Annotated in this window: 19 protein-coding genes; 5 read left to right on the top strand and 14 right to left on the bottom strand. The window is 37.1% G+C overall.

Annotated features, from left to right (window positions below; genetic code table 11):
* Positions 1–1,003 precede the first annotated feature (1,003 nt).
* Together ACR65M_RS20460 and ACR65M_RS20465 are read right to left on the bottom strand one after the other, a co-directional pair.
* Entirely contained in the window at positions 1,004–2,890 is a 1,887-nt protein-coding gene (locus ACR65M_RS20460) for an ABC-F family ATP-binding cassette domain-containing protein (protein WP_341331107.1), read from the bottom strand.
* The gene (locus tag ACR65M_RS20465) at positions 2,887–3,534 is read right to left on the bottom strand and encodes an HD domain-containing protein (protein ID WP_341331106.1); all 648 of its coding nucleotides are present in this window, start codon (positions 3,532–3,534) and stop codon (positions 2,887–2,889) included. Before ACR65M_RS20465 ends, ACR65M_RS20460 begins: the two co-directional genes overlap by 4 nt.
* A gap of 138 nt (positions 3,535–3,672) precedes the next feature.
* Here ACR65M_RS20465 and ACR65M_RS20470 point away from each other — a divergent pair, with 138 nt between their 5' ends.
* Positions 3,673–3,918 (top strand): hypothetical protein, encoded by a 246-nt coding sequence (locus ACR65M_RS20470; RefSeq protein WP_341331105.1) that lies wholly within the window; start codon positions 3,673–3,675, stop codon positions 3,916–3,918.
* A gap of 1 nt (position 3,919) precedes the next feature.
* Here the strand turns inward: ACR65M_RS20470 and ACR65M_RS20475 are convergent, their stop codons facing one another.
* The 3 genes from ACR65M_RS20475 to ACR65M_RS20485 form a co-directional block, all read right to left on the bottom strand.
* Positions 3,920–4,765, bottom strand: coding sequence for a DegV family protein (locus tag ACR65M_RS20475; protein WP_440274249.1), 846 nt, complete (start codon positions 4,763–4,765; stop codon positions 3,920–3,922).
* Positions 4,766–5,267: 502 nt separating this feature from the next.
* Positions 5,268–5,780 carry a hypothetical protein gene (locus tag ACR65M_RS20480; RefSeq protein ID WP_341331103.1) on the bottom strand — a complete coding sequence of 171 codons (513 nt, stop codon included), beginning with the start codon at positions 5,778–5,780 and terminating at the stop codon, positions 5,268–5,270.
* Positions 5,781–5,830: 50 nt separating this feature from the next.
* Positions 5,831–7,519 (bottom strand): formate--tetrahydrofolate ligase, encoded by a 1,689-nt coding sequence (locus ACR65M_RS20485; protein WP_440274250.1) that lies wholly within the window; start codon positions 7,517–7,519, stop codon positions 5,831–5,833.
* A 201-nt stretch (positions 7,520–7,720) separates the two neighbouring features.
* Between ACR65M_RS20485 and metA the strand changes: the two genes are divergently transcribed.
* Positions 7,721–8,626 carry a homoserine O-acetyltransferase MetA gene (metA, locus tag ACR65M_RS20490; protein WP_341331101.1) on the top strand — a complete coding sequence of 302 codons (906 nt, stop codon included), beginning with the start codon at positions 7,721–7,723 and terminating at the stop codon, positions 8,624–8,626.
* A gap of 32 nt (positions 8,627–8,658) precedes the next feature.
* On the opposite strand, the gene ACR65M_RS20495 is transcribed toward metA, so the two are convergent.
* From ACR65M_RS20495 to ACR65M_RS20515, 5 genes are all read right to left on the bottom strand, one after another.
* Entirely contained in the window at positions 8,659–9,339 is a 681-nt protein-coding gene (locus ACR65M_RS20495; RefSeq protein ID WP_440274251.1) for a class I SAM-dependent methyltransferase, read from the bottom strand.
* Between the two features lie 19 nt (positions 9,340–9,358).
* A complete protein-coding gene (locus ACR65M_RS20500) occupies positions 9,359–9,721 on the bottom strand; it encodes an SCP2 sterol-binding domain-containing protein (protein ID WP_341331099.1) in 363 nt (120 codons plus the stop codon).
* A gap of 71 nt (positions 9,722–9,792) precedes the next feature.
* Entirely contained in the window at positions 9,793–10,401 is a 609-nt protein-coding gene (locus tag ACR65M_RS20505) for a TetR/AcrR family transcriptional regulator (protein WP_341331098.1), read from the bottom strand.
* Positions 10,402–10,540: 139 nt separating this feature from the next.
* On the bottom strand, positions 10,541–12,721 hold the full coding sequence (locus ACR65M_RS20510; RefSeq protein WP_440274252.1) for a DNA topoisomerase III: 2,181 nt from the start codon (positions 12,719–12,721) through the stop codon (positions 10,541–10,543).
* A 126-nt stretch (positions 12,722–12,847) separates the two neighbouring features.
* Positions 12,848–13,009 (bottom strand): hypothetical protein, encoded by a 162-nt coding sequence (locus tag ACR65M_RS20515; RefSeq protein ID WP_440274253.1) that lies wholly within the window; start codon positions 13,007–13,009, stop codon positions 12,848–12,850.
* Positions 13,010–13,523: 514 nt separating this feature from the next.
* Between ACR65M_RS20515 and cspD the strand changes: the two genes are divergently transcribed.
* Positions 13,524–13,724: a cold-shock protein CspD gene (cspD, locus tag ACR65M_RS20520; protein ID WP_010283969.1), complete on the top strand. Its 201-nt coding sequence runs from the start codon at positions 13,524–13,526 to the stop codon at positions 13,722–13,724.
* Between the two features lie 97 nt (positions 13,725–13,821).
* On the opposite strand, the gene ACR65M_RS20525 is transcribed toward cspD, so the two are convergent.
* Both ACR65M_RS20525 and ACR65M_RS20530 read right to left on the bottom strand, forming a co-directional pair.
* Positions 13,822–13,998 (bottom strand): zinc-finger domain-containing protein, encoded by a 177-nt coding sequence (locus ACR65M_RS20525; protein WP_121448235.1) that lies wholly within the window; start codon positions 13,996–13,998, stop codon positions 13,822–13,824.
* 97 nt (positions 13,999–14,095) lie between these two features.
* Positions 14,096–14,755: a ribonuclease H family protein gene (locus tag ACR65M_RS20530; RefSeq protein ID WP_440274254.1), complete on the bottom strand. Its 660-nt coding sequence runs from the start codon at positions 14,753–14,755 to the stop codon at positions 14,096–14,098.
* 188 nt (positions 14,756–14,943) lie between these two features.
* Between ACR65M_RS20530 and ACR65M_RS20535 the strand changes: the two genes are divergently transcribed.
* Positions 14,944–15,621 carry a queuosine precursor transporter gene (locus tag ACR65M_RS20535; protein ID WP_440274255.1) on the top strand — a complete coding sequence of 226 codons (678 nt, stop codon included), beginning with the start codon at positions 14,944–14,946 and terminating at the stop codon, positions 15,619–15,621.
* 113 nt (positions 15,622–15,734) lie between these two features.
* The gene (locus ACR65M_RS20540; protein WP_440274256.1) at positions 15,735–16,127 is read left to right on the top strand and encodes a reverse transcriptase-like protein; all 393 of its coding nucleotides are present in this window, start codon (positions 15,735–15,737) and stop codon (positions 16,125–16,127) included.
* A 29-nt stretch (positions 16,128–16,156) separates the two neighbouring features.
* Here ACR65M_RS20540 and ACR65M_RS20545 read toward each other — a convergent pair whose 3' ends face one another.
* Positions 16,157–16,435, bottom strand: coding sequence for a DUF6123 family protein (locus ACR65M_RS20545; protein ID WP_341331093.1), 279 nt, complete (start codon positions 16,433–16,435; stop codon positions 16,157–16,159).
* A 59-nt stretch (positions 16,436–16,494) separates the two neighbouring features.
* A complete protein-coding gene (locus ACR65M_RS20550) occupies positions 16,495–16,902 on the bottom strand; it encodes a divergent PAP2 family protein (RefSeq protein WP_440274257.1) in 408 nt (135 codons plus the stop codon).
* Positions 16,903–16,940 lie beyond the last annotated feature (38 nt).

The raw sequence follows: 16,940 nt of genomic DNA on the forward strand, positions 1-16,940 counted from the left end.
AGATCCAATAAATGGTAGTAATCGTTTTAAACGCGATGAAAAGTGTAATAAATATCCATTTGCGTATCGTTTTCAAGGCAAAATGTGATAAAAGCATTCGAAAATAAGGAATGCGGATGCTTTTATATAAATTTGCGGTATAAAGGCATTCGCAAGATCCAATAAATGGAATAAAACGTTTTAAAATCGATATAAAGTGTAATAATTATCCATTTGTGCATCATTTTTTAATAAAAAAGCAATAAAAGCATACGCAAAAAAGGAATGCGTATGCTTTTATTTAAATTTGCAGTATAAAGGTATACGAAAGATCCAATAAATGGTAGTAATCGTTTTAAACGCGATGAAAAGTGTAATAAATATCCATTTGCGTATCGTTTTCAAGCCAAAATGTGATAAAAGCATACGAAAATAAGGAATGCGGATGCTTTTATTTAAATTTGCAGGATAAAGGCATACGCAAGATCCAATAAATGGTAGTAATTGTTTTAAACGCGATGAAAAGTATAATAAATATCCATTTGCGTATTATTTTCAAGGCAAAATGTGATAAAAGCATTCGAAAATAAGGAATGCGTATGCTTTTATATAAATTTGCAGGATAAAGGCATACGCAAGATCCAATAAATGGTAGTAATTGTTTTAAACGCGATGAAATGTGTAATAAATATCCATTTGCGTATCGTTTTCAAGTCAAAGTGTGATAAAAGCATACGAAAATAAGGAATGCGGATGCTTTTAGCTAAACTGACAGTATAAAGGCATTCGCAAAGCCCAATAAATGGAATAAATCGTTTTAAAATCGATATGGAATGTAAAAATTAACCATTTCCGTATTATTTTTAAATCAAAAAGGAATAAAAGCATACGCAAAAAAGGAATGCGGATGCTTTATTTAAATTTGCAGTATAAAGTCATTCACAAAACCAAAAAAAGATAATTTGGATATCAAAATCAAAAAAGATTATATTTTAAAACCAAATATGATGCCTAGCCTCTCTTCTTAGTCATTGACAAGTTCAGATAGTTCTGCCCATCTTTCAAGTAAGTGATCCAGTACTTCTGATTCCTTTGCATGATCATCCATTGCCTGCTGTGCCTTTTGGTAATCACTTCCTGCTTCTTCAATTTCTTTAACAAGTGCTGCAACCTTTTCCTCTTGGGCCTCAATCTTCCCCTCAATTTCATCCCATTCAAGCTGATCCTTGTAGGAAAGCTTCTTTTTCTTTGGTTTCGGCGTCTCTTGTGCAGGTGTTTTTTCGATTTTTTCTTTTTGTACTGTCTTCGCAGCCTCAATTGAATTTTTCTCAAGGTAATCTGAGTAATCTCCAAAATACGTTGAAATTTGGTGCCCCTCTTCAAAAATTAACAGTTGGTCTGTCACTTTATCTAAGAAATATCGGTCATGCGAAACAGTGATTACAACACCAGGGAAGTCCTCTAAATAATCCTCTAATACTGTCAATGTATGAGTATCCAAATCATTCGTAGGCTCATCCAGTAACAACACATTTGGCTCACCCATGATAATTTTCAATAAATACAAACGTCTTCGCTCCCCGCCAGAAAGCTTGCGAATCGGTGTACCATGGGTATGCATTGGGAATAAAAACCGCTCTAGCATTTGCGCTGCTGATATCATTTTACCATCAAGGGTATGAATCATTTCCGCCGTTTCTTTAATATACTCAATCATTCGTTTGTTAAGATCCATATCTATGCTTTCCTGAGTATAGTAGCTGAGCTTAACTGTTTGTCCAATCTCGATTTCGCCCGTATCTACAGGAATTTGACCTGCAATGATATTTAATAATGTGGATTTCCCGCTTCCATTTCGTCCAACAATTCCGATTCGGTCACCCGGTTTTACAAGTAAATTGACATCCTCTAAAATCTTCGTGTCACCAAAACTCTTTGAAACATTTTTCAATTCAATAACTTTTTTACCTAGTCGGCTACCACCAACTGAAATATCAAGCGAATCCGTATTTATTGTCTTTTTTGCATTTTCAATTTCCTCAAAACGCTGAATCCGTGCTTTTTGCTTTGTTGTTCTCGCTTTAGCACCACGACGAATCCAAGCAAGTTCACGTCTATATAGGTTTTGTCGCTTTAGTTCAGATGCTTGCTCCTGTTCCACTCGTACCGCTTTTGCCTCTAAGAAGCTACTATAGTTTCCGGTATAGGTGTATAGCCTTCCTTCATCAAGCTCAATAATTCGGTTCGTCACACGGTCTAAGAAATAACGATCATGCGTAACAACCAGTAGTGCTCCGTTGTATTTTGCGAGATAGTCTTCTAACCACTTAATCGTATTGTAATCTAAATGGTTGGTTGGCTCATCCAAAATGAGTAGGTCCGGAACTTCAATTAAGCTTTGAGCTAATGCCACCCGCTTCTTCTGGCCACCTGACAGTTCCATCACGTCCTGAGAAAAATCGATAATTCCAAGCTTTGATAATACAGCTTTTGCGTTGGAGTTTGCCTCCCACGCATTTGCGGCATCCATTTTTTGTTGCAGGTCGTATAGTTTCTCTTGATACACTGTATTCATCGAATCTTTTTCAATCTGAAGCATCGCTTCCTCATATTCTTTTAACAGCCGGAGGAGCGGCGTATTGCCTTGGAATACTTGGTCAAGAACCGTATTCCCTTGAGTAAATTCAGGTTGTTGCGGTAAATAGCTAATTGTATATCCCTTTGAATGAGTAATCTCGCCGCGGTCAGCCTCTTCTACACCTGCAATGATTTTTAATAACGTCGATTTTCCGGTTCCATTCACACCGATTATACCGATTCGCTCATTATCTGTAATGCTGAATGAGATTTCCTCGAACAATGTTTTTTCAGCATAGCTTTTTGCTAAACCCTCAACCGTTAAAAGCCTCATAACTGTCCATTCCATTCTTTATAAAATTGATCAAGAAACGCTGTCATGAAATCATGACGTTCCTTGGCTGCTTTTTTTGCTGCATTTGTATTAAGAGTATCTTTTAATTTTAATAATTTTTCATAAAAATGATTGACTGCTGTGGATTTATCGTTCCGGTACTCTTCCTTTGTCATGCTTTCACGAAAAGGGAGTGCTGGGTCATAGATTAAATCACCGTGCGCCCCTGCATAAGCAAAGGTTCTTGCAATTCCAATTGCACCAATCGCATCTAATCGATCAGCATCTTGAACAACCTTGCCTTCAATTGTTTTCATTGGCGGTCTACTGCCACCCTTAAAAGACATTGTTGAGATGATTTCAATGATTTCCTCTTGTTCAGACTCAGTTATTTGTATAGATGAAAGCCAGTTCCGTACTTTCATGTGGCCTTCCTCTTCTGATTTGTTTAATTTCTCGTCTGCCACATCATGTAATAATGCTGCCATTTCTACGACAAATAAATTGGCATTTTCTTCTTCACCAATTTGCAATGCTGCTTTTCTGACGCGTTCTATATGCCACCAATCATGACCACTGCTATCATGTTGCAAAATATTTTTCACAAAAGTAGTTGTTGCTTCAATTATTTTCTGCTGATCCATCGTATCCTCCACTACCATCAATATCGTAACCATTGTATCATATTCTAGCGCCAACTAAACTGTCGCGCACTACAAAACACATGCATAAACTAAAAAAACCAGAGTAAACTCTGGTAATTTGAAAGGTGGTAAATAAATATGTATTATCCTGAAGGTTTTAATCGGGAAATTGGCACTGCATGGTTTGGACGTCATGTTGTATTAATAACGTGTAATCCCGCTACAAATCAATTTTTACAACTCCATAAGAGCCTTCATGCTCCTACTGAACCACCACATCCAAATTGTGCAGAAACAATCTCCCAATTCTTAAGTATTGGGTACAATATCGCAGCCATTGCCCCCCTATCTCATAACGAAGTTCAATACATCCTAGTTAAATAGATTATTTATTCATCCAACTAATCCCAATGGTATTTTCACCAGCATGTACGCCAATCGCAACACCAAGTGGGTACGCATTAATCGAAATATTGTCTGGCGCAAATTCCCGGATGTGTTGCTCCCATTCCTTAGTCTTAGAATCGTCCAAGCCATATAAAATATAGACCTCATCCACATGATTTTTCGCGATGGCATCCTTTAAATAACCTAGTATTTTACTTGTTGCTTTATTTTCAGAGCGTACTTTTTCTTTTACAGAAAGCGCACCATCGTTAATTTGGATGACTGGCTTAATTTGAAGCATGCTCCCAAGGAAATATTGGGCCGTGTTCATTCGTCCACTTCGGTGCAGTTGTTCTAAACTTCCGATAATGACATAGGTTTCTAATTTCTCAGCCAAATCCACAATATGTTCTTCAACCTCTGCTACGGTCCCACCCTCCTGTAAAAGCTTCATCCCTTCTTTCATTAATTTTGTCATCGGATAGGTAAGGATTTTTGAATCAATGACTGTTACTGGAATATTCACTAATTCTGCAGCTTGTCTTGCTGACGAAACGGTTCCACTTAATTTTTCCGAGATATGCAACGAGATAATCTCATCATAATTTTCTTCAAGACTATTATATAATTCTACAAAGCTTCCAATGGAAGGCTGTGATGTTTTTGGGATGGTCTTTGCCGTTTTCAATCGTTCAAAAAATTGAGCAGGAGTAATCGTAACTCCATCAAGATATTCTTCCTCATCGAAAAAGACCGTCATTGGAATCACAAAAATATCCTCATGGTCCAAAAGTTCCTCATCTAAAAATCCTGTACTATCTGTGACCCATGCAATTTTCCCCATAAGATTGCCCCCTTAACAAATACCATTATCACTATATTACTATATATGCTCTTACTATATCATAAAAAACACTAAATTATCAGAAAATTTAATCCTTTTGTTATAAAAAAAAGGATATTTTCGTAAACTTTGTTGCTTTTTGATCCGATTATGCAAGGGAACTCCTGCTAGATAAGCGAGCCAGAAGAGACCCCGCAGGAGCAGCAGCGACGTGTCCAGTTTCAGCGGCTAGAAACTCGAGAAATTTCAACTCCTCCTTCAGAGGCAAAATACGCCTCTTTTTCGGAGTCTCAGACGCACAGGACGTGCTAGTGCCGACTTCGCCACAGGACGTGGCGCTTTAGTCGGCCAATTTTCTCGTTTCTGTGCAAGCCGCCTCCACATTTCGTTGAGGAGGCTTGCGGATCGCCGCGGAAAGCGAGTACCAGGAGCCTAAATCACCCTACATATAAAAGCAACAATCTTTTAGAAAACAGCCTAAAAAAAAGAGGCTAGATTGCCCCTAAGCAGTAGCAGTATGTAGTTGATGAATCGTCTTAATGATATAGTCAATCATTTCAAGTAAATCATCTATATGATCTTCTTGAATCAATCGATGAAAAGTAATTTTACTATTGTTAGTATATTGATTTCTCGTACCATATTGAAAAGAAATTTCCTGTTCGATTTCCCTTTCGTCACCCCAAATAGTGGTTAATACTCGATCAATACTTGGGCAAACATCCAGCGATTCGAGTTTAAAAATAAACCCTATTTCCAAATGACACCCTGGTTTACTATCATCAAGGCTTCGTAGTTCAGTAACAAGATTATCAAGGTCAACTTTCAAATTAATATAGGCTTGAATTTTATCAATCGTTTTATCCTTAAAGGTAATGCGATAATGCCTACCCATTTTCGCCATTTCCACTTGATCCTGACGATCAGTAATCAAGAGTTGTCCTTCTAGATCTAAATCATAAAGGGCTCCCTCAATTACAACCTTTAGGTTTTCAAATACGGTTGGATCAAACATAAAATATACCTTCCTTTTTGGTATAAAGGGGGAAATCCCCCTATCATTATCTAAAATAAGCCTACAGCTTTTCCGTCTTCAGAAACATCCATATTAAGTGCTGATGGCTTCTTTGGTAGCCCAGGCATCGTCATGACATCACCCGTTAGAGCTACAATAAATCCAGCGCCGATAGATGGTCTAAATTCACGTATAGTAATGGTAAAATCCGTTGGTCTTCCGAGCAATGTTGGATCATCTGAAAGGGAGTATTGAGTTTTCGCCATACAAACTGGAAGATTGCTCCACCCGAATTTTTCAAAATCAATCATTTGTTTTTTCGCTTTATTCGAGAACTCAACATCTTTTGCCCCATAAACAGTTTTAGCAATTGCCTTTACTTTCTCTTCAATTGAAGCAGATAATTCGTAGATTGGGGCATAGTGATTTTCACCATTTTCGATTGTATCGAGTACCTTCTTAGCAAGCTCCACTCCACCTTCGCCGCCTTTTTCCCAAACTTCTGTAAGTGCAACAGGATAAGAGTGTTCCGCACACCAAGATTCGATTTTTTCAACTTCTTTTTCAGTATCCGTAACGAAACGGTTAATCGCCACTACAAATGGCAATCCGAAAGCTTGAATGGTTTCAATATGTTTTTGAAGATTCTCTAAACCTTTCGCTAAAGCTTCCACATTTTCTTCAGTTAAATTTTCCTTTTTAACGCCACCATGCATTTTTAAAGCTCGGTTAGTTGCAACAATCACAACTGCCTCTGGCTTAATTTCTGCATATCTTGCTTTAATGTCGAGGAACTTCTCGGCTCCAAGATCAGCACCAAAACCACCCTCTGTTAACACATAATCAGCTAATTTCGCCGCCATTTTTGTGGCAATTACACTATTACAGCCATGAGCGATATTAGCAAAAGGGCCACCGTGAATAAGAGCTGGTGTGTGTTCGAGTGTTTGAACTAAATTTGGTTTAAGAGCATCCTTTAATAAAAGGGTAAGCGCGCCCTCTGCTCCTAGGTCTGCTGCTGTGACCGGTTGTTTATGTATATTATAAGCCACTACTATTTTTGATAGTCTTCGCTTCAAATCTTGTATGTCTGTTGCTAGACAGAATATCGCCATAATTTCTGATGCAACGGTAATATCAAATCCATCCTCACGGGGCACACCTTGAGTAGGTCCTCCCAGCCCTACTACAACATTTCGTAGCGCACGGTCATTTAAATCAACAACGCGCTTCCATGTGACACGTCTGACATCAATTTGAAGTTCATTTCCTTGATGAATATGGTTGTCAATTAATGCAGATAGTGTGTTATTTGCAGTTGTAATCGCATGAAAATCTCCTGTAAAATGCAGGTTGATGTCCTCCATTGGGATCACCTGTGAATATCCGCCACCCGTTGCACCGCCTTTAATTCCCATCGTTGGTCCTAGGGATGGCTCTCTCATCGCAACCATTGCGCTTTTTCCAAGTTTAGCAAGTCCTTGTCCAAGTCCAACAGTGACTGTCGATTTTCCTTCCCCCGCCGGCGTAGGATTAATGGATGTTACGAGGATGACTTTACCATCCTTTTTTTGTTCAAGACGCTTCATCACGTCTAAGGAAATTTTTGCTTTGTAATGACCATAGGGTTCTAGTTCTTCTTCAAGTAAATCTAACTGTTCTGCAATTTCCTTAATTGGCTTTAACTCAGCCTCTTGAGCAATTTCAATATCAGACTTATACTTTGTTGATAAACTCATGCACAATACCCCCAAGACAATTTTAGTGAACAAACTTCCCATACTCCTATATCTTACCTTATTTGATACATCGGTATAAAGTGAAACTTCTATTTTTACCCCTTACTCTTTAGTGCATAAAACAAGTAAAGATTTTTTATTTGATATTCCTGTGTGAATTGTTGTAAAATTTCAATTATAAGAAACTAGGAGATGATAGGATTGCCAATTAATATCCCTCATGATTTACCTGCAAAAGAAGTATTAGAATCTGAAAATATATTTGTAATGGATGAAGATCGTGCTTACAGTCAGGATATTCGTCCACTTAATATAGTAATCTTAAACATTATGCCAGAAAAAGAACGAACAGAAACCCAGCTCCTTAGACTACTTGGAAACTCCCCATTACAACTGAATATTACATTGTTATTCCCAGAAACGCATGTTGCTAAAAACACGGGAAAGAATCACCTTGATAAATTTTACACCTCCTTTTCTGCCATTAAGCACAGAAAGTTTGATGGGATGATCATAACTGGTGCACCGATTGAGCATCTTTCGTTCGAGGATGTGAACTATTGGGAAGAGCTAAAGGAAATTATGGATTGGACGAAAACCAACGTAACCTCGACATTACATATTTGCTGGGGTGCACAAGCGGGGCTTTATTATCATTATGGGGTTAAAAAATACCCGCTATCTGAAAAATGTACGGGTGTGTTTCACCACCATTTAGTTAATAAGGATGTGAAATTGGTTCGCGGCTTTGATGATTTATATTATGTACCGCATTCCCGGTTTACTGAGGTAAAACTTGAGGAAATTGAAAATACTGAAGAATTGACACTTTTATCTTTTTCAAATGATGCAGGTGTGTGCCTAGTTGCTTCAAAAGACGGAAAACATATTTTTCTTACTGGCCATCCTGAATATGATGTTAATACGTTAAAAGAGGAATATGAACGTGACCTCGCTAAAGGTAAAGTCATTATTCCTGTTAATTATTTTCCAAACAATGACCCGGCCAATCCACCGGTTCACAGCTGGAGATCACACTCTTATCTATTGTTTGCAAATTGGCTCAATTATTATGTTTATCAAGAAACTCCATATGACTGGGAATAATAGAAGGTATCTCGGACTCGAGATACCTTTTCTTACGCTTTTTTTAAAATAAACACCCACATAAACGATAATGCTTGTTTTAGTTCTTTGGGTAATCCCTTCGTTGTTTCGATTTTCACAGCATCCTTATAAACAGGCTGACCATCAACTACTCGCCAGCCATTTTCAGATGCCAATTGCTCAAATTCCCAAGGCATCATCGTATTTTGGATGACGGTATCCCCGTACAAGCGTTGATATGCATGTTGCCTTGGTCCTGCCGTAGGACCTAATAGCCCAACACAAAAGATACCTCCTGGTTTTGTCACACGCCTGATTTCGTTAATTGCTTGTAGTGGTTGCTCTGTCCACTCAATTGAGTTAATTGCCATGATTCCTGAAAAAGTTTCATTCTCAAAAGGTAGATTTGTCAAATCACCTTGTGTAAATGAAAGGTTTTCAGATTGACTTCTCTTATTGGCTTTTTCAATCATCTCAGCTGAAATGTCAACCCCAACTACTTGAAACCCAAGCTCAGAAAGTAAATATGACCCGTAACCGTCACCACAGCCTGCATCCAAAATATGAGCTTTATCCGCTAGGTGCTTTGAAAAAAAAGGAATAATTGTGGAGCGGCTTCCGGAATTCCACATAACTTGACTTTGCTTACTCCAAAAGTCAGCACGACCATCCCATTGCTTTTCAGCTTCCTTATGCCATCTGAAATCGCCCATCCTGTTCACCCTCTCTAACTTATAGATGTTCTTTAAGATTATATTCCCGTAATAGTCCTTCTAATTTAATTGCTTTGCCAATATCACCTTTCATTTTTAATTTCCCTGTCATAAAAGCAGCAGTTCCACCTAGTTTTCCTATTAAGAAATTTTTAAAGTTTACTAGTGATAAAATTAGCGTGCAATCTGCCCCTTCAGTAGCCTCTGATATCTTTGCCTGACCACCTTCGACCTTAAGTTGAAAGATTGCTTCTTCATTTCCCGTAATATTAAACTGATAAATCACATTAAGACCTTCAATAGGTCCCGGGTTTTGGTTAATCACTTCTTCTATTCTTTGCATCAATTCAGATAATGTGTAACTCTCAATACCATTTGTCATGTTAGCATCCTCCCAAATATTTTTAATTATTAACATTGAGTACGAAATCGTATTCCTCCTACAGAAATAGATTATTCCTGCATTCCAAGATTCACAAATGCAGAAATAACGATTCGGTTTAACAATCTAGATATCCCCTCAAAATCAATTGTCTCTTCTTCATTGTTAAAAAAGTTTTGCATAATGACTTCATTAATTGCACCAACCATTGCTTGGGCCACGATTCGCATTTCTATCTTTGAAACAGTTTTCGGCAGCTCTGCCTGAACTGTTTGCAGAATAATTGATGCAAACACTTGGTGAGACCTTTGGCGCACCATTTCAACATTCCGCGACACTCCAACTGATTCAACCAATAATATTTGTGCAACATGTTTATTTTCAAAACAAATTTGGATATACCGATTAATCCCAGCAAACGCTTTGTAAGACATGCTTTCTTCTAGTGAGATTGCTAGTTTCACTTCCTCAGACATTTCGTTGCCAAGCTGTTCAAACAAAGCAACCATGATATCTTCCTTACTTTTAAAATGCTGATAGAAGGTTGTCTTTGAAACTCTCGCCATTTCGACAATTTCAAGGACAGATGTCTTTTGATACCCCATTTCTGTAAATAGCCTAAGTCCAGCAAATAAAAGTTTTTCTCTTGCCTCTATCGGCATTTCCTTTACAAATAACAAATCAATCCATCCATTCTTTTAGTACGTGTACGTATCAAGCATTCTTTTCTATTATACAACCTGGTTATATATGGTTCAATCCAGTTTTTCGAAAATTATAAAAAAAGGAGAAAAGGCATATTGCCTTTTCTCTTACATTTTAATTATTATTTAGTATTTTTGCCGGAAATTCAAATTCTATTTTTCCTGTTTGGTCATTCCATTTAAGATATGCATCAAATGTTTTGCTATCTTTTTTAAATCCTTTTATTAAATTAGTTTTATTTGCTGAAAGTAATTTTTGAATATTTGTTTTCGTAATTGTTTTACCTAAGATCTTTCCTGAAATTGTGAATTGGCAGCCTTTTGTTTTATAGTTTGCACAACCATAAAATTTACCTTTATTGATAACCTCACCACCACATTTTTTACAGGTTCCTACAACTGTTCCGATGTCTTTTTTATTATACGAGCTGTTTTGGGAACTAACATTTTCTATCTTGATATTTGAGAAATCCCAAGTATCACTTTGTACTTTTGCATCATCCACAATTTTTTGAGAAAGCTTCTTCGTCTGAATCATAAATGATGCAGGCGAAGCTTTCCCTTGTCCTATTTCATGAAGACGCTGTTCCCATTTCGCTGTCATTTCAGGAGATGCAAGGATTTTTTCACCAATCACATCGATTAATAGGATCCCTTTTTCTGTTGCAAATACTTGGTTTTTCTCTACCTTAATATAGTTCCGTTGTTTTAACATAGTGATAATACCCGCGCGTGTTGCTTCGGTGCCAAGACCTTCTGTTTTAGCAAGAATTTTCTCTAACTCATCATTGTCAATATGCTTACCAGCCGTCTTCATTAAGGTAATCAACTGTCCTTCAGTATAGCGTTTCGGCGGCTGTGTTTTCCCTTCTTTTGTGTAACTGTTTTCGACTACCCCTGCTTCGTCCTTTTCTAGGGGTGGTAAGATTACATCCTCATCCTTTGAATTTTCCTGGAAGAGTACCTTTCTCCACCCTTCCTGAAGCATTACCTTTCCCTTTGTTACAAATTCAGCACGTTTATCCACTAAAGTTTTTACGGTTGTATAGTTAAAAATAGCAGGCTTATAGTGCGCGGCAATCAAACGTTTAACGATTAGATCGTAAATCTTCTTCTCATCACCGGATAGCTTTTCAGGATTCGGAACCTGCTCAGTTGGAATAATTGCATAGTGATCAGTCACTTTTTTCTCATTAACGTAACGTGAATTATTCATTATTGACACATTAGGTGTTGGAAAAAAGTCCTTGTAGTCTTCCAGTTTATTAAGCTTTGAAAAAATTTCTGGAATTGTCTGTGCTTCCCCTTTTGTTATATAGCTTGAATCCGAACGGGGATAGGAAATAATCCCTTTTGTATATAGACTTTGTGCGACATCCAATGTTTTTTTTGGTGAGAATTTAAACGCTTTGTTTGCGGTTGCCTGAAGACTCGACAAATTAAATAGTAAAGGAGGCTGATATTCTTTCTTCTCTATTTCCACTTCAGCAATTTCCGCAGGCTTATCCCGACAAAAAGCCGCAATCCTCTCAGCCATGTCTTGTGAAGAAAGCCGTGATTCATTATCTTTTATCCATTTCCCCTCATAGTGCTTACCATTCACTTGGAACTTGGCAAATACCTCCCAAAATGGCTCAGATTTGAAATTAGCAATTTCTTTTTCACGTTTAACAATCAAAGCCAAAGTAGGAGTTTGAACTCTTCCTGCTGAGAATACATCAGATACTCCTTTTTGCTTCAGCAGTAATGTGTAGACTCTAGATGCATTCATCCCAACAATCCAATCTGCACATGCCCTTGACTTCGCTTCATAGTATAGATTCCTAGTATCCTCCTCCATTAATAGATTTTGAAATCCATCATTCACAGCTTTTTCCGTTAAAGATGAAATCCATAATCGTTTTATCGGCTTACTTACCTTGGCCATTTCAATAATATTACGGATAATTAGTTCTCCCTCACGTCCAGCATCACCTGCATGAATGATTTCCGTTACTTCAGTTTTTCGAAGGAGATTTTTTATAATGGTAAACTGTTTCCATTTTGATTTCATGACCCGATATGAGAATTGGTCGGGGATGAGAGGGAGTGTTTCAATTCTCCATTTTTTCCAGGCAGGATTATATTCTTCGGGTGGAAGCAACTCACAAATATGACCGACTGCCCATGTAAAGTAAGCACCCTTAGGAAATATTGGATCTGGCGAAACCTCAATAAACCCTTGAGATTTTTTACTCCTAAATGGAGCCGCAAGCTTCATCGCTTGGTCTGGTTTTTCCGCGATAATAACCTTCATCTTATTCCTCTTTTCAATTACACTACTATGATTATTTTATCAAAACTTTAGGATTCATAGAAATACAGATTTTGGTGGGAGAGTATGAGAGGCAGATAGGAGGGATAATTAAAGTTAAAAAACCATTCAAGATGGTTTTTTAACTTCATTTATTTGGAGATACATATTCAATGGTTCGACAATATGATGGATAGAGATAACAGTTAAATCACCATGCTGTACCGTGCCTACGGCAAGGCGTCGTTGATCATCCTCGACTATGAAAGGAGTTTCATGATCTGCAGACATTATACTTTCACATATGGATAATATTTTTTTATACAAAAAATCCTTATTGACCTTGGTGCTATTCGAATTTGAGGTAAACCTGATAATGATTTCTTTCCCATTGTAATTGTGTCTAAACATAATAGTAGCCTCCATCCAACAGTAATGATAAAACGCTTTCAATTTCATGTTTTTTGAAATATGAATCGATAATCGTATTGGACACCTCAAACTTTTCTTTCTATCATTATATCAAATAATGGAATTTCTTCAATAATTATTCGAATATACAAAAATATTTAAGAATTTTAACATTTCCCCTCTTCTTTGTCACAAATATCTTCCAATAATACGTAAAAAACCCTTTATTCCCTTGACTTAACACGATTTAGGTTGTATATTAATATCATCATTTAGCTAGTAGTTAAGTATTTTTTTTACAATATTATTATTTTTAAAGATACATAAATATGTAGCTAAATGATAAAATTTTTACGATGCACGGTTGTGCCGAAGGTTTAGGAGGAAAAGCATAATGCAAAACGGTAAAGTAAAATGGTTTAACAATGAAAAAGGATTTGGCTTCATCGAAGTTGAAGGCGGAGACGATGTATTCGTACACTTCACAGCTATCCAAGGTGAAGGTTACAAATCTTTAGAAGAAGGTCAAGAAGTTTCTTTCGAAGTTGTTGAAGGAAATCGTGGACCTCAAGCTGCAAACGTTGTAAAGCTATAATTCTTACATTTTAACTTAACAATGTGAAACCAAGGCTGATTTTTTATCAGCCTTTTCTTTGGGCTCTTTCTACCGAAAAGAGCCCTTTTTACGTACATTATGATAGTTTCTCTCCATATGCCTTCAGCTTTTGACCAACCGTGCAGTTTTTAATACAGAAGTTTTGGGCATAGCGTTTGCCATGTTCTTTGCGAAAATATTCTTTTACAAAACAATCTTGGCAATAGGTGTCAAGTATTTCACCAACTTCCAATATAAGTTCCTTCCGTTTCATGAAAAAAATCAGCTCCTATTTTCATCGGTATCGCCCACTCGAATCCATCCCAATCAAATTCACCTACTTTATGAGTATGATGAATAGGCTTAATTACTTACCCTTTTATTTCAATTTTACTCGAAACAATGGTTCCTTCTAGCGCCTGTGTAGCAAGTCTATCTGCTTCTGCATTCTGTTTCCTGCCAATCGGATCATAGATTGGATGAATCCCTAACTTTTCAATTCTCTCCTCTATCCTATCCAGCCACCTATTCAGGTTCTCCTCAAAGCACGGCCATTCCCCTGACAATTGTTTTAATACAACATGGGAATCCCCTTTAAATGTGACAGTTGCATGCTGTACTCCTATTTCCTCAAGAGTATTTAAAAGTAACCAAAACGCTGCGTATTCCGCCTCATTATTTGATTCCATTTCTTCAAATACTTCATTTACTCTAACCCGATATGGCTTTTTACTTTGGGAATAATATATAGCAACACCTAAGCCGGCCTTACCTGATTGAATATCAAACCCGCCATCGAAATAAGCAATAACATCCTGAGGTTCCGTTTCAACTACTTTCATCAATTTAATGATTTCTTTTTTCGTCCATTTTGTATGTCGCTCATCATAAAATACGATTTCTTTTGTGCGTCCAGTTCGTTCAAAGTCATCTGCTAAGAGCAATGCCTCTTCCGCAGATACTTCATCCGACATTAAGGTTATCACTTGGTTTTTTGGCGTTTTATAAGTCCATTCCAGCTTAAGTTTCATCATGCTCATCCTCTCTAGTGGAACGTATCTTCATTTTTCCTAATTTTTTACTCATTATACACTTTTTCCATTAGGTTATGTACTTCCACTTTTATTCGTATCGTACTATAATAAACCTTTGACAATTAAATGAAGTCCTTTCGCGGTTCGTAAACTCCCGCGTTATCAAAACTATAGGAGGTAATAGTATGTATAACGAGATTCTTTGGTTCATTTTTGCACTTGTCAATTTTATTTTAGTCTTAACGATTTACCGCATTTTTGGTAAATCCGGATTATTTGTTTGGATTGGTTTTTCTACCGTTATAGCAAATCTGCAGGTTGTAAAAACGGTTGAGCTATTTGGATTAACCGCTACCCTCGGTAATATTATGTATGGAACAACTTTCTTAATTACTGATATTCTGAATGAAAAGTATGGAAAAGAGGAAGCGAAAAAAGGTGTTTGGCTTGGCTTTTTCACACTACTTTCCATGATTGTTATCATGCAGTTTGTTCTTGCGTTTGACCCGCATGAGGTTGACTTTGCTCAAGGGTCGTTGGAAACAATTTTTGGACTTCTTCCACGGATTGCCTTAGGAAGCCTTCTTGCGTTTCTGATCAGTCAGTATTCAGATGTGATTATTTATTCGAAAATTAAAGCTCGATTTCCAAAGGATAACCAACTTTGGATACGGAATAATGGTAGCACAATGATTAGCCAACTACTTGATACATTAATCTTTACAAGTGTTGCATTCTTAGGTGCATATCCGTTTGACGTATGGATTGAAATTTTCATAACGACATACTTTATTAAATGGTTAGTTGCTTTAATCGATACACCATTTATTTATATCGCTAGAAGATTTCATAAAAATCCATAATAAACGTGAGAGAACAGGATGTCTGCGAGTAGACGTCCTGTTCTTATTATCTTCACATCTTTACATGATTAATGATAAAATAGGCATTATTTAGTATATTTTGGAGGCATTAGATGATCGAAGTGTATATAGATGGTGCAAGCGCTGGTGACCCTGGTCCTTCTGGTGCTGGGGTTTTTATTAAGGGAAATGGTGTCGTGGAAAAACATTCGATTCCTCTTGGGATTATGACGAACCACGAAGCTGAATACTATGCTCTTTTAAAAGGTCTTGAAATTTGCATCAAGAATGACTACAGGGTGGTATCGTTTCGAACGGATTCACAACTGGTTGACCGAGCGATAGCAAAGGAATACGTCAAAAATAAAAAATTCGCTACTTTGCTTGAAAAAGCATTGCTACTTTCTAATGAACTTGACCTTTTTTTTCTTAAATGGATCCCAAGCGCACAAAATAAAGTGGCTGATGAATTAGCAAGACAAGCCATCCGAAAAAATGAAACTTAGAAACCCTTGGACTGTCTTGTCCAAGGGTTTTATGCCATTATATTTCGTTCTTCTACAAAACGAATTGCTTGTTTTCGACTTTGGATTTGATTTTCCTTCAGCATCTCTAATAAAGATATGAAGAAGCTTCCATCAAATTCCTTTTGGGCCTTTAAAGTGATTTCAATTGCAACATTGACAATTTCGTCTGTTGCATTAGTATATTGCTGACCAAATGTAATGAAGCCAACTGCGTCCTCTCCAAAGTTAAAACCCTTTTGCGCCAAGAATTGTAAATATTCATTTACTTTTTTTTCTAGTTTAAACAATAGACCCCAACCCCAACAAAAAATTCTACCCTAATAATATCGCACTTTTTGTCGAATTACTACGATTTTTTTGTTAAAAAATGGGCTATTGTACCTGCAATCATTCCAAATATTGCTCCACCAAGTACTTCTTCTGGCTGATGGCCAAGTCTTTCTTTTAATCTCTGTTCCTTGTTATCATGGTAGTGATGGTCCTTTTGTCCTGCTAATCGCTCTATTTCTTCATCAAGCTCGTTCACCTTAATAGTGAGTTCACCTGATTGGCGGCGGATACCTTGTGCATCATACATTACGATTAAGCCAAATATGGTTGATAATGCAAAATCTATCGTGGGAATACCCCTTTTCAACGCAATAAAAGTTGCAAGAGAGGATACGCCAGCTGAGTGCGAGCTTGGCATGCCACCCGTTTCAAAAAAAGTACCCCAATTGAACTGACCTAGCCAAATGAGACATATATAAAACACCTATCCATATTAAATTTAACACTTTTTCATTAATTTGA

The organism is Ferdinandcohnia sp. SAFN-114, assembly GCF_059415045.1.